General features: G+C 63.8%; 15 protein-coding genes and 1 tRNA gene. 9 read left to right on the forward strand and 7 right to left on the reverse strand.

The genetic code is table 11. The features are described from left to right. Nucleotides 1–12: 12 nt before the first annotated feature. Nucleotides 13–100: transfer RNA gene (locus tag ACSVIK_RS10565), tRNA-Ser, on the reverse strand. 172 nt (nucleotides 101–272) lie between these two features. On the opposite strand from ACSVIK_RS10565, the gene ACSVIK_RS10570 reads away from it, so the two are divergent. From ACSVIK_RS10570 to ACSVIK_RS10600, 7 genes are all read left to right on the forward strand, one after another. Then, entirely contained in the window at nucleotides 273–941 is a 669-nt protein-coding gene (locus ACSVIK_RS10570; protein ID WP_442444287.1) for a Bax inhibitor-1/YccA family protein, read from the forward strand. Between the two features lie 103 nt (nucleotides 942–1,044). After that, nucleotides 1,045–1,437, forward strand: coding sequence for a sulfurtransferase complex subunit TusD (gene tusD / locus ACSVIK_RS10575; protein ID WP_442444288.1), 393 nt, complete (start codon nucleotides 1,045–1,047; stop codon nucleotides 1,435–1,437). After that, the gene (gene tusC / locus ACSVIK_RS10580) at nucleotides 1,437–1,796 is read left to right on the forward strand and encodes a sulfurtransferase complex subunit TusC (protein ID WP_442444289.1); all 360 of its coding nucleotides are present in this window, start codon (nucleotides 1,437–1,439) and stop codon (nucleotides 1,794–1,796) included. The genes tusD and tusC overlap by 1 nt, the downstream gene beginning before the upstream one ends. Then, on the forward strand, nucleotides 1,796–2,095 hold the full coding sequence (gene tusB, locus ACSVIK_RS10585; RefSeq protein WP_442444290.1) for a sulfurtransferase complex subunit TusB: 300 nt from the start codon (nucleotides 1,796–1,798) through the stop codon (nucleotides 2,093–2,095). The genes tusC and tusB overlap by 1 nt, the downstream gene beginning before the upstream one ends. After that, nucleotides 2,092–2,427: a TusE/DsrC/DsvC family sulfur relay protein gene (locus tag ACSVIK_RS10590; RefSeq protein ID WP_442444291.1), complete on the forward strand. Its 336-nt coding sequence runs from the start codon at nucleotides 2,092–2,094 to the stop codon at nucleotides 2,425–2,427. The genes tusB and ACSVIK_RS10590 overlap by 4 nt, the downstream gene beginning before the upstream one ends. Next, nucleotides 2,424–3,407 carry a glycosyl transferase family protein gene (locus ACSVIK_RS10595; RefSeq protein ID WP_442444292.1) on the forward strand — a complete coding sequence of 328 codons (984 nt, stop codon included), beginning with the start codon at nucleotides 2,424–2,426 and terminating at the stop codon, nucleotides 3,405–3,407. The genes ACSVIK_RS10590 and ACSVIK_RS10595 overlap by 4 nt, the downstream gene beginning before the upstream one ends. An 87-nt stretch (nucleotides 3,408–3,494) precedes the next feature. Then, nucleotides 3,495–4,493 (forward strand): glutathione S-transferase family protein, encoded by a 999-nt coding sequence (locus ACSVIK_RS10600; protein WP_442444293.1) that lies wholly within the window; start codon nucleotides 3,495–3,497, stop codon nucleotides 4,491–4,493. Nucleotides 4,494–4,551: 58 nt separating this feature from the next. On the opposite strand, the gene cysG is transcribed toward ACSVIK_RS10600, so the two are convergent. From cysG to ACSVIK_RS10630, 6 genes are all read right to left on the reverse strand, one after another. Then, entirely contained in the window at nucleotides 4,552–5,940 is a 1,389-nt protein-coding gene (cysG, locus tag ACSVIK_RS10605) for a siroheme synthase CysG (RefSeq protein ID WP_442444294.1), read from the reverse strand. Nucleotides 5,941–6,014: 74 nt separating this feature from the next. Next, nucleotides 6,015–7,292, reverse strand: a complete 1,278-nt coding sequence (serS, locus tag ACSVIK_RS10610; protein ID WP_442444295.1) for a serine--tRNA ligase — start codon at nucleotides 7,290–7,292, stop codon at nucleotides 6,015–6,017. Nucleotides 7,293–7,516: 224 nt separating this feature from the next. After that, nucleotides 7,517–7,897: a fluoride efflux transporter CrcB gene (crcB, locus tag ACSVIK_RS10615; protein WP_442444296.1), complete on the reverse strand. Its 381-nt coding sequence runs from the start codon at nucleotides 7,895–7,897 to the stop codon at nucleotides 7,517–7,519. After that, on the reverse strand, nucleotides 7,894–9,219 hold the full coding sequence (locus ACSVIK_RS10620; protein ID WP_442444297.1) for a replication-associated recombination protein A: 1,326 nt from the start codon (nucleotides 9,217–9,219) through the stop codon (nucleotides 7,894–7,896). The genes crcB and ACSVIK_RS10620 overlap by 4 nt, the downstream gene beginning before the upstream one ends. Nucleotides 9,220–9,222: 3 nt before the next feature. Continuing rightward, complete coding sequence (gene lolA, locus ACSVIK_RS10625) at nucleotides 9,223–9,849, reverse strand: outer membrane lipoprotein chaperone LolA (protein ID WP_442444298.1); 627 nt, start codon at nucleotides 9,847–9,849, stop codon at nucleotides 9,223–9,225. A gap of 94 nt (nucleotides 9,850–9,943) precedes the next feature. Next, the gene (locus tag ACSVIK_RS10630; RefSeq protein WP_442444299.1) at nucleotides 9,944–12,355 is read right to left on the reverse strand and encodes a DNA translocase FtsK; all 2,412 of its coding nucleotides are present in this window, start codon (nucleotides 12,353–12,355) and stop codon (nucleotides 9,944–9,946) included. Nucleotides 12,356–12,558: 203 nt separating this feature from the next. Between ACSVIK_RS10630 and trxB the strand changes: the two genes are divergently transcribed. Together trxB and aat are read left to right on the forward strand one after the other, a co-directional pair. After that, a complete protein-coding gene (gene trxB, locus ACSVIK_RS10635) occupies nucleotides 12,559–13,509 on the forward strand; it encodes a thioredoxin-disulfide reductase (protein WP_442444300.1) in 951 nt (316 codons plus the stop codon). Between the two features lie 54 nt (nucleotides 13,510–13,563). After that, nucleotides 13,564–14,244: a leucyl/phenylalanyl-tRNA--protein transferase gene (gene aat, locus ACSVIK_RS10640; RefSeq protein ID WP_442444301.1), complete on the forward strand. Its 681-nt coding sequence runs from the start codon at nucleotides 13,564–13,566 to the stop codon at nucleotides 14,242–14,244. The last annotated feature ends 10 nt before the right edge of the window (nucleotides 14,245–14,254 follow it).

Consider the following 14,254-nt stretch of genomic DNA (forward strand, 5'->3'; position numbering starts at 1 on the left):
GCATACAGGAGATGGCGGAAGCGGTGAGATTCGAACTCACGGATAGTTGCCCATCGACGGTTTTCAAGACCGTTGCCTTAAACCACTCGGCCACGCTTCCGTATTCGTAGTGCGCAGGTCAGGGATGTTGCATACCTGCGCAGCGATGCGGGCGGCAATCTTACCGGAACGCAACACACTGTCAAACTCTCTGTCTTGGCACTTGGGTAAGCTCTGTTATGATCCGGAGCAATCGGATTACGGATCCCCTCGTACTTACCAGGAGTGTCGCCATGCAAGAGCAAGATTATGTACTCAACCACTCGCAGGCCGACCAGATCGAGGTCAGCCGCGTGCTGCGCAACACCTACAGCCTGTTGGCCATCACCCTGGCCTTCAGCGGTCTGGTGGCCTTTCTCAGCCAGCGCGCCAACCTGCCGTACCCGAACTTCTTCGTGGTGCTGATCGGCTTCTACGGCCTGTTCTTCCTCACCTACAAGCTGCGTGACTCGGCCTGGGGCCTGGTTTCCACCCTCGCCCTGACCGGTTTCATGGGCTATACCCTCGGCCCGATCCTCAACCTCTATCTGGGCATGGCCAACGGCGCGCAGGTGATCACCTCGGCGTTCTCCATGACCGCACTGGTGTTCTTCGGTCTGTCCGCCTATGTGCTCACCACCCGCAAGGACATGAGCTTCCTCAGCGGCTTCATCACCGCCGGCTTCTTCGTGCTGATCGGCGCGATGCTGGCCAGCTTCTTCTTCCAGATCAGCGGCCTGCAACTGGCGATCAGCGCCGGCTTCGTGCTGTTCTCCTCGGTGTGCATCCTGTTCCAGACCAGCGCCATCATCCACGGTGGCGAGCGTAACTACATCATGGCCACCATCAGCCTCTATGTGTCGATCTACAACCTGTTCATCAGCCTATTGCAGATCTTCGGCATCATGGGTGGTGACGACTGACAGGTTTCGTCCCCCTCTGAGCCCGCTTCGGCGGGCTTTTCTTTTTGTGCGCGGCACCTGCCAGGCCTTATCATTGCCGCAGTTTTGAGCTGTCGGACGCCCCATGAAGTTTGCCATCGCCCTGTTCGCCGCACCTCACCTGCCCGCCTCGCGCCGCGCCCTGCGCTTCGCCCAGGCGGCATTGGCGGGTGGCCACGAAATCGTCCGCCTGTTCTTCTATCAGGATGGCGTGCACAGCGCCGCCAGCAATGTGGTCAGCCCGCAGGATGAGCTGGATATGCCCAGGGAGTGGCGCGAATTCGTCGCGGCCAACGGGCTGGACGCCGTGGTCTGCATCGCGGCGGCGCTGCGCCGGGGCGTTCTGGATGAGGCGGAAGCGCAACGTTACGCCCGCCCTGCCGCCAACCTGCAGGCGCCTTGGGAGCTGTCCGGTCTGGGCCAGTTGCACGAGGCGGCGCAACAGGCCGACCGCCTGATCTGTTTCGGAGGCCATTGATGAGCAAATCGCTGTTGATCATCAGCCGTCAGGCCCCCTGGAGCGGCCCCGGCGCTCGCGAGGCACTGGATATCGCCCTGGCCGGCGGCGCCTTCGATCTGCCCATCGGCCTGCTGTTTCTCGATGACGGCGTGCTGCAACTGAGCACCGGCCAGCAGCCCGGTGCGCTGCAACAGAAGGATCTCGGTGCCAACCTGCAGGCCCTGCCGATGTTCGGCGTCGAGGATCTGTACGCCAGCCAGCGCAGCCTGAACGAGCGCGGCCTCGGCGAGGCCGAACTGAACCTTGCGGTGCAGCACCTGGACGATAGCGCGCTGACCGCCCTTCTCGACCGTTACGACCAGGTGATCACCCTCTGATGGCCACCCTGCACATTCTTTCCCATTCGCCGTTCGCCGACAGCCGTCTGGCCAGTTGCCTGCGTCTGCTCGGTGCAGGTGATGCCCTGCTGCTCAGCGGCGATGCGGTTTACGCGCTGCAACCCGGCACGGCCAATCTGCAGGCGCTGCAACTGATGCCGGCCAGCATTGCCCTGCATGCCCTGGACGAAGACCTCACCGCCCGTGGCCTGCAAGCACCGGAGCGGGTGCAGGCAGTGGACTACCCCGGGTTCGTCGAACTCTGCACCCGCTACGCCAAGGTCAATAGCTGGTTATGAGCACGCTGAACGTCGGTGGACGCGAAATCGCCCTGGACAAGGACGGCTACCTGGTCGACCTGCAGGACTGGTCACGCCCGGTCGCCGAGGCACTGGCCAACGGCGAAGACCTGCAACTGAGCGATGAGCACTGGGAAATCCTTCAGCTACTGCGCGATTTCTATGCCGAATTCCAGCTCTCGCCAGCCAATCGCCCGCTGATCAAATACGTGGCGTTGAAACTGGGTACGGAAAAAGGCAACAGCCTGCACCTCAATCGCCTGTTCAAGGGCACCCCCGCCAAACTCGCCGCCAAGCTCGCCGGCCTGCCGAAACCGACCAATTGCCTATGAACCTGATCACCCCCGCCGAACACCCTTTCGCTCAGTTCGTGCGCATTCTCGGCAAGGGCAAACGCGGCGCACGCGGCCTGACCCGCGAAGAAGCGCGCGAAGCCATGGGCATGCTGCTCGATGGACAGGTCGAGGACGCCCAGCTCGGCGCTTTTCTGATGCTGCTGCGACACAAGGAGGAAAGCGCCGAGGAGCTGGCCGGCTTCACCGAGGCGATCCGTCAGCGCTTGCCCACGCCAGGCGTTGCCGTGGATCTGGACTGGCCCAGCTACGCTGGCAAGAAGCGCCACCTGCCCTGGTATCTGTTGGCAGCCAAGGCCCTCGCCGCCAGCGGCGTGCGCATCTTCATGCACGGCGGCGGCGCCCACACGGCCGGGCGCCTGTATAGCGAGCAGCTACTGCAGCGCCTGGATATCCCGCGTTGCCAGGATTGGCAGGCGGTTGCAGAAAGCCTCGACCGGCACAACCTGGCTTTCGCCTATCTGGGCGACTGGATGGCGCCCTTGCAGCGCATGATCGACCTGCGCAACACCCTTGGTCTGCGCTCGCCGATTCACTCCCTGGCGCGGGTGATCAATCCGCTCGCGGCCCGTTGCGGTCTGCAAAGCATCTTCCACCCCGGTTACCAGGCCGTGCACCGCGAGGCCAGCCGGCTGCTGGGTGATCATGCCATCGTCATCAAGGGCGAAGGCGGCGAGATCGAGGTCAACCCGGACGCCGCCTGCCACCTCTACGGCACAGGTGATGGCGAGGCCTGGGATGAAGAGTGGCCCGCGCTGTCAGCGCAGCGCCACGTCAAACCCGAGCGCCTGGATGCCGAGCACCTGCTGGCCGTCTGGCGCGGCGAGGCCGAGGACGACTATGCCCGCCTGGCCATTCTGGCGACCATGGCGCTGGCCTTGCGTGGCCTGGGCCTGGGCCGCGATACGGCCTTCAGCGAGGCGGAAAAGCGCTGGAACGCACGCCACTTATCGAGCTGACCGATAGGCGGAGCCAGGTTTTTCCATCTTTCTATCGAAGCAACCGCGATAGACTGCAGATTCATTCGCAGGCAAGAGGTAGGCAGCATGGGTTTGCTGATCGAAGGCACCTGGCACGATCAATGGTACGACACCGGCAAGAGCGGCCGTTTCCAGCGCGAGGAAGCGCAACGCCGCCACTGGATCACCGCCGACGGCAGCGCCGGCCCCAGCGGCGAATCGGGCTTCAAGGCGGGGGCAGGGCGTTACCACCTGTACGTTTCCCTGGCCTGCCCCTGGGCACACCGCACCCTCCTTCTGCGCAAGCTCAAGGGCCTGGAAGATCTGATCGAGGTGTCGGTGGTCAGTTGGCTGATGGGCGATCACGGCTGGACCTTCGACCCTCAGCACGGCTCCAGCGGTGACAAGCTCGACGACCTGGAATACCTGTATCAGCGGTATACCGCCGATGACGCCAGCTACACGGGCCGCGTTACCGTGCCGCTGTTGTGGGACAAACAGCAGCAGCGCATCGTCAGCAACGAGTCGGCCGAAATCATCCGCATGTTCAACAGCGCCTTCGACGGCCTGACCGGCAACGACCTGGACTTCTATCCGCAGCCGCTACGCGAGCGCATCGATCGGCTCAACGATGGCATCTATCCGGCGGTGAACAACGGCGTCTACCGCGCTGGCTTCGCCACCACCCAGGAGGCCTACGAAGAGGCCTTCGACGAGCTGTTCACCACGCTCGACGAACTGGAAGCCCTGCTGGGCGAACGGCGCTACCTGGCCGGTGAGTACCTGACCGAAGCGGATATTCGCCTGTTCACCACGCTGATTCGCTTCGATGCCGTCTACCACGGGCACTTCAAGTGCAACCTGCGGCGCATCCTCGACTACCCGAACCTGTCCAACTGGCTGCGCGAGTTGTACCAGTGGCCGGGTGTCGCCGAGACGGTGGATTTCACCCATATCAAGTCGCACTACTACGCCAGCCACGCCACCATCAACCCCACCGGCATCATCCCCAAAGGGCCTCGGCAGGACTTCAGCCAGTCGCATGACCGTGGGCGGCTGCCAGGCAAGGGCGTATATCGCCCTTAGGTCGATTGCACGGGGCGGATCGCGCTGTATTGATTCGCCCTGCTGCGCTCCTCAGGCATCAGAGCCCGCGTTGCGCGCCCTCGAACCAGGCCAGCTTGTCACGCAGGGTGACCACCTCACCGACGATCACCAGCGTCGGTGCGTGCACCTCGTGCTCGGCCACTAGCTGCGGCAAACTTTCCAGCGTGCCGGTGAACACCCGCTGGCTCTGCGTGGTGCCCTGCTGCACCAGGGCCGCCGGCGTGTTGGCCGCACGGCCGTGAGCGACCAGTTGCGCGCAAATGTCCGGCAGGCCGACCAGGCCCATGTAGAACACCAGGGTTTGCCCCGGCGCCACCAGATCCTTCCAGGGCAGGTTGCTGCTGCCATCCTTGAGATGGCCGGTGACGAAGCGCACCGACTGCGCATGGTCGCGGTGGGTCAGTGGGATACCGGCGTAGGCGGCGCAGCCCGAAGCGGCGGTGATGCCCGGCACCACCTGGAAGGGAATGCCCTCGCCCGCCAGTTGCTCGATCTCCTCGCCGCCACGGCCGAAGATGAAGGGGTCGCCGCCTTTCAGACGCAGCACGCGCTTGCCTTCTCGCGCCAGGTCGATCAGTAGCTGGTTGATCTGTTCCTGCGGCACGGCGTGCTCGGCGCGGCGCTTGCCCACATAGATGCGCTCGGCATCACGGCGGCACAGGTCGATGATCGCCGGGGCCACCAGGCGGTCATAGAGCACCACGTCGGCCTGCTGCATCAGGCGCAGGGCACGGAAAGTCAGCAGGTCGGGGTCGCCAGGGCCGGCGCCGACCAGATACACCTCGCCCAGCGCTCGCGGCGCGGCACCGGCCAGGCGTTCTTCCAGAAGGCGCTCACCCTCCTCCGGCTTGCCGGCGAATACGCTCTCGGCGATCTGCCCCTGAAACACGTCCTCCCAGAACACCCGGCGCTGCTGTACATCCGGAAATAGCTGCTTAACCCGATCCCGGAAGCGCTTGCCGAGGTTGGCCAATTGGCCATAGGTGGCCGGAATCCAGGTTTCGATCTTGGCGCGGATCAGCCTGGCCAGCACGGGGGCATCCCCGCCGCTGCTGACCGCGACGATCAGTGGCGAACGGTCGACGATGGCCGGGAAGATAACGCTGCACAACGCCGGCGCATCCACCACGTTGACCGGAATGCCCAGCGCCTGCGCCTCTGCGGAAATACGCGCGTTGAGCGGCTCGTCGTCGGTGGCGGCGATCACCAGCCCGACGCCCTGCAGGTCACCACTGGCGTAACCGCGCAGAAACACGCCAGCCTCGCCGGCCATGGCCTGCAGTTCACTGCGGATCTCCGGAGCCACAACATGCAGGCGCGCCCCGGCCTCGGCCAGCAGGCGCGCCTTGCGCAGCGCCACCTCGCCACCGCCGACGACCAGCACCGGGCGCTCTTTGAGCTTGTGAAAAAGCGGAAGAAATTCCATGAAGCAGCCTCAAGCTGCAAGCCACAAGCTTCAAGCGCGTCTTGCAGCTTGGGGCTTGCAGCTTGCGACTCTGGTTAGATGACGTCGATACCGCCCATATAGGGCTTGAGCACTTCGGGCACGCGAATGCTGCCGTCGGCCTGCTGGTAGTTTTCCAGTACCGCGACCAGGGTGCGCCCCACCGCCAGGCCGGAGCCGTTGAGGGTGTGAACCAGTTCGGTCTTGCCGGTTTCCGGGTTGCGGTAGCGCGCCTGCATGCGACGCGCCTGGAAGTCACCGCAGTTGGAGCAGGAAGAAATCTCGCGGTACTTGTCCTGGCTCGGCACCCAGACCTCCAGGTCGTAGGTCTTGGTGGCACCGAAGCCCATGTCGCCGGTGCACAGGGCCAGCACCCGGTAAGGCAGCTCCAGCGCCTGCAGCACGCGCTCGGCATTGGCGGTCAGGCTTTCCAGCGCTTCATAGGACTTGCTTGGCTCGACGATCTGCACCATCTCCACCTTGTCGAACTGGTGCTGGCGGATCATGCCGCGGGTATCGCGCCCGGAGGCACCGGCTTCGCTGCGGAAGCACGGGGTATGGGCGACGAACTTCAGCGGCAGTTGCTTGGCATCTAGAATCTCGCCGGCCACGATATTGGTCAGCGACACCTCGGCGGTCGGAATCAGGTAAAAGTCGGCCTCGCCTTCGCGGGTGATCTTGAACAGGTCTTCCTCGAACTTGGGCAACTGGCCGGTGCCCTGCAGGGCCGGCGCCTGTACCAGATAAGGTGTGTAGGCCTCTTCGTAGCCATGCTCGGCGGTGTGCAGGTTGATCATGAACTGCGCCAGGGCACGATGCAGGCGGGCGATGGGGCCGCGCAGCAGGGCGAAACGGGCGCCGGACAGCTTGGCCGCGGTCTCGAAATCCAGCCAGCCATGCTGCTCGCCAAGGGCGACGTGATCCTTGATCTCGAAATCGAAGGCACGCGGGGTGCCCCAGCGGCGCACTTCGACGTTGCCCTCTTCGTCCGCGCCTACCGGCACCGACTCGTGCGGCAGGTTGGGAATGGTCAGCATCAGGTGATCGAGCTCGGCCTGGATGCCGTCCAGCTCACGCTTGGCCTCCTCCAGCTCGTTGCCCATGCGGTCGACATCGGCCAGCAAGGGCGCGATGTCCTCACCGCGCGCCTTGGCCTGGCCAATGGACTTGGAACGGCTGTTGCGCTCGGCCTGCAACTGCTCGGTGCGCACCTGCACCGACTTGCGCTGACTCTCCAGTGCCTCGAGGCGGGCGACATCGAGGGCGAAGCCTCGGGTAGCGAGGCGCTCGGCGATTTCGGTGAGTTGCGTGCGGACGAGTTTGGAATCGAGCATGTTCGGGTCTCAATACATCGGCGAAATAAGGTGACGGCCACCAGTGTGACGCGGGTGGTGGAGTGTAAAGCCTTAACAGGCTGTTGAAAAACTACCTGCGTTGGCAATGCTGCGTTAAAAACAGACTCAAAATGCTCATATACAGCTCGTAAACTGCGCTTTTTCGCCTGTTTTTTCCTTGCCTTGCCTGCCTCGCCTACGTTTTTCAACGGCCTGTTAGCGGGTCAGGACGCCAATCGAGCCAGGCTCAGACCGACCCAGGCCGCCAACAGACCGCCCAGGATACTGAAGGCCAGATAGCCGAAGGCCTCCGGGGCACGACCGCCGTCCAGCAGCTTCATGATTTCCAGGCTGAAGGAGGAAAAGGTGGTGAAGCCGCCCAGCAGGCCGGTGACCAGCCCGGTGCGCAGCTCCAGCGGCAGGTCGGTGCGAGTCAGGAACAGCCCGGAGAGCAGGCCGATCAGCAGGCAGCCGACGAGATTCACGGCGAAGGTGCCCAGGTAGAAGTGACGCGGCCAATAACCAGCGAACCAGCTCGCTATCAGAAAGCGCAGCACCGATCCCACAGCTCCGCCCAGAGCGACGGCCAGCGCGACACGAATCATGGTTTTCTCCTTTGCCTGGGGCTGCTGGCGTCCAATTGACGCAAATGCTGCAGCTTATCGCGGATCTTCAGCTCCAGACCACGCGGCACCGGATCATAGTACTGCCGAGGTTCGAGGGTTTCGGGGAAATAATCCTCGCCGGCGGCATAGGCATCCGGTTCGTCGTGAGCGTAGCGGTATTCGTCGCCGTAGCCGAGCTGCTTCATCAGCTTGGTCGGCGCGTTGCGCAGGTGCAGCGGCACTTCCTGCGAACCCTGTTCGGCAGCATCGCGCATGGCCGCCTTGAAAGCCGTGTACACCGCGTTGCTCTTCGGCGCACAGGCCAGGTAGACGATGGCCTGGGCCACCGCCAGCTCGCCTTCCGGGCTGCCCAGGCGCTCCTGCACGTCCCAGGCGTTGAGGCACAGGGTCAGGGCGCGTGGGTCGGCGTTGCCGATGTCTTCGCTGGCCATGCGTACCACACGGCGGGCGATGTACAGCGGGTCGCAGCCACCGTCGAGCATGCGCGCGTACCAGTACAGGGCGCCGTCGGGGCTGGAGCCGCGCACCGATTTGTGCAGCGCGGAAATCTGGTCGTAGAAGGCTTCGCCGCCCTTGTCGAAGCGCCGACGGCTGTCACCCAGCAGGTTCTGCAGCAGTTCGACATCGATCTCACCGCCGTCCTCGGCCAGGTCGGCGGCGTTCTCGAGGAAGTTCAGCAGGCGTCGGCCATCGCCATCGGCAGCCGCCAGGAGAATCTGGAAGGCCTCGTCCGGCAGGCGCAACTGGCGCTCGCCCAGGCCTTTCGGGTCGGTGAGTGCGCGAGTGACCAGCTTGCGCATGGCCGCTTCGTCGAGGCTTTTCAGCACATAGACGCGGGCCCGTGACAGCAGTGCGTTGTTCAGCTCGAACGAGGGGTTTTCCGTGGTGGCGCCAATGAAGATCAGCGTGCCGTCTTCCACGTAGGGCAGGAAGGCGTCCTGCTGGCTCTTGTTGAAGCGGTGCACCTCGTCGACGAAAAGGATGGTGCGACGGCCATACTGGGCCGCATGCTGCTGAGCCACCTCGACGGCCTGGCGGATTTCCTTGACCCCCGAGAGCACGGCGGAAATGGTCTCGAAATGCGCGTCGGTGACCTTGGCCAGCAAGCGCGCCAGGGTGGTTTTGCCCACGCCCGGTGGCCCCCAGAAGATCATCGAGTGCAAGGCGCCCTGCTCCAGCGCCTCGCGCAGCGGCTTGCCCGGCGCCAATACGTGCTCCTGGCCGACGTACTCGTCCAGGCTGGTGGCACGCAAACGCGCAGCCAGAGGCTGCGCGACGGGTTGGCGGCCGAACAGATCCACGGCTTACTCCTGGATGACGTCCGCGCCGTCGGGGATGTCGAAGCTGAACAGGCTGTCGTCGACCGGCTCGTTCATCTTCACGTTGAGGAACAGGATGTTGGTGCGCTGGCCGATGCTGTCGATCAACTGCATGTCGTTGAGCACGCGGTTGCGGAAGGACAGGCGCAGGCTGTCGAACAGGCTGTCCTTGGCCTTGGGCTTGAGGATGAAGTCGACCACGCTGCCGCCTTCCTTGTAGTCGATGTCGAAGTTCTCGCGAATCTGCGACACATCGCCGGAGAGCAGCAGCGCCGGGGTATGGGTCAGACGCTGGTCGAGGGTCTGGATGGTCACCTGTTGCAGATCCGGGTCATACAGCCAGACCTTCTTGCCGTTGGAAACCAGCAACTGTTCCATCGGCTGATCGGTGTGCCAGCGGAACATGCCTGGGCGCTTGAGCACCATTTGCCCGGCGCTTTCCTGCAATTGGGTGCCACTGGCATCGAGAGTCAGTTGGGAAAAACGAGCGCTGATGGTCTGCGCCTGATTGAGCAATTCGGTCAGACGCTTGACGGCCGCGTCCTCGTCGGCGTGAGCGGTGAGCCAGGTGAAACTCAGAGCAGCCAGCAGTAGCAGGCGGATAACGCGCATATGAACCCCTTGAGTCCGTGTAAGGAAGGATTGCTGGCGGCCGCAGCCGCCTCGAAATATCTAGACCGCAAGCCCGGCAGGCGGTGCCGGGCGCTCAGTCACGCGATGGCCCGGGCGCGATGACCTCGCGCGAGCCGTTGGTGTTCATCGCGGTCACCACCCCTGCCATTTCCATCGCCTCGATCATCCGCGCGGCGCGGTTGTAGCCGATCTTGAGTTTGCGCTGCACGGCGGAAATGGAGGCGCGGCGGCTTTCCAGCACGAAGTTGACGGCCTCGTCGTACAGCGGGTCTTCCTCACTGCCCTCGCCGCCGCCTTCGCCACTGCCACCCTCGAAGCCGGTGCTGCCGCCTTCGTCGACACCGGCAAGGATGTCCTCGTTGTAATCCGGTGCACCGCGCAGTTTCCACGCCTCGACCACGCGGTGTACCTCGTCATCGGAAACGAAGGCGCCGTGCACACGGATCGGCAGGCTGGTGCCGGGCGGCATGTACAGCATGTCACCGTGGCCCAACAGTTGCTCGGCACCACCCTGGTCGATGATGGTGCGCGAATCGATCTTGCTCGACACCTGGAAGGCCATGCGCGTCGGGATGTTGGCCTTGATCAGACCGGTGATCACGTCCACCGACGGACGCTGCGTGGCCAGAATCAGGTGAATGCCGGCTGCCCGCGCCTTCTGGGCGATACGGGCGATCAGCTCTTCCACCTTCTTGCCGACGATCATCATCATGTCGGCGAACTCGTCCACCACCACCACGATGGTCGGCAAGGGCTTGAGCAACGGCGCCTCGTCATCCATGTTCTCGCGGCGGAACAGGGGATCCGGGATGGGTTCGCCCGCTTCGATGGCGTCCTTGACCTTGCGGTTGAAGCCCGCCAGGTTGCGCACGCCCATCTTCGACATCAATTTGTAGCGCCGCTCCATCTCGGCCACGCTCCAGCGCAGGGCGTTGGCCGCTTCCTTCATGTCGGTGACCACCGGACACAGCAGGTGCGGAATGCCTTCGTAGATCGACAGCTCGAGCATTTTCGGGTCGATCATGATCAGCCGCGCATCTTCCGGGCTCGACTTGAACAGGATCGACAGGATCATGGCGTTGACCCCCACCGACTTACCCGAGCCGGTGGTACCGGCCACCAGCAGGTGCGGCATCTTAGCCAGGTCGGTGATCACCGGCTTGCCACCGATGTCATGCCCCAGGGCCAGGGTCACCGGCGACTTGGCTTCGTCGTACTCCGGCGTCGACAGCACTTCGGAGAAGCGCACGATCTGCCGGTTCTCGTTGGGAATCTCGATACCGACCGTGGTCTTGCCCGGAATCACCTCGACCACGCGCACGCTGGTCACCGCCAGCGAACGGGCCAAGTCCTTGGCCAGGTTGGCGATACGGCTGACCTTAACCCCGGCAGCCGGCTGAATTTCGTAGCGAGTGATCACCGGGCCCGGGTGAATCGAGTCCACCGCCACCTCGACGCCGAACTCCTTGAGCTTGATTTCCAGCAGATGGCCGACGCCGGCCAGCGATTCCGGCGAATACTCGACCTTCTTCGCCTCGGCCGGGTCGAGCAGGGAGATCGGTGGCAAGGTGCCTTCCACGGCACTGTCGACGAACAGCGGCGCCTGCTTTTCCTTCTGTACGCGCTTGCTCGGCTCCGGCGCCTTGGCCGGTGGCGGTGTGGCAATGACCGGCGCCGGGCGCTTCTCCCGCTCGCTCATGTGCTTGCTCAGCGATTCCTCGCGTTCGAGCATGCGCTCCTTGACCCTGGCCTGCTCGCGGCGGTCGGCGATGACCGGCGCCGCCACTTCGTTGACCCGCTCGTCCAGCTCGCGCAGTTGCGCGACCATCTGCTTGCGCTCGCTGCGAGCGCTCCACCAGCCACTGATGGCGCCGTAGATCAGCTCGATCAGATCGAGGGTGATCTTGCCGGTCAGATCCATCACGCGGAACCAGGACAGGTCGGTGAACACGGTCAGGCCGAAGAGGAACAGCGCCAGGAACAGCAAGGTACTGCCCTGCACGTTCAGCGCATGCACCGCCAGGTCGCCCAGGCTGGCACCGAGCATGCCACCGCCGGAGCCCTGCATGCCGGGGCCTGCCGCAAAATGGATATCACCCAGCGCCACGCCGGAGAGAATCAGGAACACCAGGCCGATGCTGTGCCAGGAAAACATCCAGCCATTGAAGTGCCAGGGTTGATTGCGCGTGCGAAACACCTGCAGGGTCTTGACACCCAGCAGCAGCGGGAAGATGTAGGCGAAGTAGCCCAGCGCGCCGAACAGTGCGCTGGACAACCAGGCGCCGATGCTGCCACCGGCATTGGCGATGCGCTGAACCTGAACGCTGTTGTCCCAGGCAGGATCCGAGGCACTATAGGTGAGCAGCGCCATCAACACGTACAAACAGAGTGCTGCCAAGGCGATCAGGGCGCCTTCCTTCAGTCGATACTGAAGTTTCAGGCGCCAATCCGGAGTCTGCGAGGTGGAATTCTTCAAAACAGCCATATCCTGCGCGCTAGGCGCGTCCATCGGTAATTGCCGCAAAAGGAGGCATTGTACGGTTTTGCCCGCCTATCGTCATAACCTGAGCAATCAGACGGCGCTCCCGCAGCAGCGATGCTTCGGTGTAGCATAGCCGCCAGCAGATTCCATGCGGCTCAATTGGAGCACGCATTCTCTTTTGTGACAAAGGCTTATGGGGTTTTTTTATGAGCGAAGTCAAGCATTCACGCCTGATCATCCTGGGTTCCGGCCCTGCCGGTTACAGCGCTGCCGTCTACGCCGCGCGTGCCAATCTCAAGCCCGTGATCATCACCGGCATCCAGCCTGGCGGTCAGCTCACCACCACCACCGAAGTGGACAACTGGCCCGGTGACGTCGAAGGCCTCACCGGCCCAGCCCTGATGGAGCGCATGCAGAAGCATGCCGAGCGTTTCGACACCGAGATCATCTACGACCACATCCACACCGCCGAGTTGCAGAGCCGCCCCTTCGTGCTCAAGGGCGACAGTGGCACCTACAGCTGCGATGCGCTGATCATCGCCACCGGCGCCAGCGCCCAGTACCTCGGCCTGCCGTCGGAAGAGGCCTTCTCCGGCAAGGGCGTCTCGGCCTGCGCCACCTGCGATGGCTTCTTCTATCGCAACCAGGTGGTGGCCGTGATCGGTGGCGGCAACACCGCCGTGGAAGAAGCGCTGTATCTCTCCAACATCGCCAAGGAAGTGCACCTGGTGCATCGCCGCGACAAGCTGCGCGCGGAGAAGATTCTGCAGGACAAGCTGTTCGACAAGGCCGAGAACGGCAATATGCGCCTGCACTGGAACCACACCCTGGACGAAGTACTGGGCGACCAGACGGGTGTCACCGGCGTGCGCCTGAAGAACACCCTCGACGGCAGCACCCAGGAACTGGAGCTGGCCGGCGTGTTCATCGCCATCGGCCACAAACCCAACACCGAGCTGTTCATCGGCCAACTGGACATGCACGACGGCTACCTGAAGATCAAGGGCGGCAGCGAAGGCAATGCCACTGCCACCAGCATCGAAGGCGTGTTCGCCGCCGGCGACGTGGCCGACCACGTTTATCGCCAGGCGATCACCTCGGCCGGCGCCGGCTGCATGGCTGCGCTGGACGTCGAGAAGTTCCTCGAAAGCAATTGACAGAACCGGGCGAGCCGTTCGCTCGCCCTCCCCTGCCCCGCCGGATAACCGCGCATGCTGACCTGGCTGCAACGTGACTCACTGCAATTCCCGCCGCTCGACAAGGCCATGCGCGAGCCCAATGGCCTGCTGGCAGCCGGCGGCGACCTCAGCGCCGAACGCCTGATCAGCGCCTACCGCCACGGCTGTTTTCCCTGGTTCCAGGACGGCCAGCCGATCCTCTGGTGGTCACCGGATCCACGCACAGTGTTGTTCCCCGAGGAGCTTCACGTTTCCCGCAGCCTCGCCAAGCTGCTGCGCCAGCAGCGCTTTCGCGTCAGCTTCGACCAGGACTTCGCTGCCGTCATCGCTGCCTGCGCGGCGCCACGGGATTATGCCGATGGCACCTGGATCACCGGCGGCATGCAGCAAGCCTATCTGCGCCTGCATGAGCGCGGCCTCGCCCATTCGGTGGAGGTCTGGCAGGACCAGGAACTGGTCGGTGGCCTGTATGGTCTGGCCATGGGCCGCCTGTTTTTCGGCGAATCCATGTTCAGCCGTACCGACAATGCTTCCAAGGTGGGCTTCGTCACGCTGGTCGGCAAACTGCAACAATGGGGCTTCACCCTCATCGACTGCCAGATGCCCACGCAACACCTGCATAGCTTCGGCGCCAGAGCCATACCGCGCGCCACCTTCGCCGAGTATCTACAGCGTTATCTGGACGAACCCAGTGCCGCCGACTGGCGTCCATGACGCAGCAGGC

This window comes from Pseudomonas sp. NCHU5216 (genome assembly GCF_052156495.1).
In the GTDB taxonomy this organism is placed as follows: Bacteria; Pseudomonadota; Gammaproteobacteria; order Pseudomonadales; family Pseudomonadaceae; genus Aquipseudomonas.

Coding starts and splice junctions, on each gene's coding strand:
- cysG (WP_442444294.1), bottom strand. CDS start 5,940: ATGGAATTTCTTCCGCTTTTTCACAAGCTCAAAGAGCGCCCGGTGCTG.
- ACSVIK_RS10600 (WP_442444293.1), top strand. CDS start 3,495: ATGGGTTTGCTGATCGAAGGCACCTGGCACGATCAATGGTACGACACC.
- crcB (WP_442444296.1), bottom strand. CDS start 7,897: ATGATTCGTGTCGCGCTGGCCGTCGCTCTGGGCGGAGCTGTGGGATCG.
- tusD (WP_442444288.1), top strand. CDS start 1,045: ATGAAGTTTGCCATCGCCCTGTTCGCCGCACCTCACCTGCCCGCCTCG.
- serS (WP_442444295.1), bottom strand. CDS start 7,292: ATGCTCGATTCCAAACTCGTCCGCACGCAACTCACCGAAATCGCCGAG.
- lolA (WP_442444298.1), bottom strand. CDS start 9,849: ATGCGCGTTATCCGCCTGCTACTGCTGGCTGCTCTGAGTTTCACCTGG.
- ACSVIK_RS10595 (WP_442444292.1), top strand. CDS start 2,424: ATGAACCTGATCACCCCCGCCGAACACCCTTTCGCTCAGTTCGTGCGC.
- ACSVIK_RS10630 (WP_442444299.1), bottom strand. CDS start 12,355: ATGGCTGTTTTGAAGAATTCCACCTCGCAGACTCCGGATTGGCGCCTG.
- tusB (WP_442444290.1), top strand. CDS start 1,796: ATGGCCACCCTGCACATTCTTTCCCATTCGCCGTTCGCCGACAGCCGT.
- tusC (WP_442444289.1), top strand. CDS start 1,437: ATGAGCAAATCGCTGTTGATCATCAGCCGTCAGGCCCCCTGGAGCGGC.
- ACSVIK_RS10590 (WP_442444291.1), top strand. CDS start 2,092: ATGAGCACGCTGAACGTCGGTGGACGCGAAATCGCCCTGGACAAGGAC.
- trxB (WP_442444300.1), top strand. CDS start 12,559: ATGAGCGAAGTCAAGCATTCACGCCTGATCATCCTGGGTTCCGGCCCT.
- aat (WP_442444301.1), top strand. CDS start 13,564: ATGCTGACCTGGCTGCAACGTGACTCACTGCAATTCCCGCCGCTCGAC.
- ACSVIK_RS10570 (WP_442444287.1), top strand. CDS start 273: ATGCAAGAGCAAGATTATGTACTCAACCACTCGCAGGCCGACCAGATC.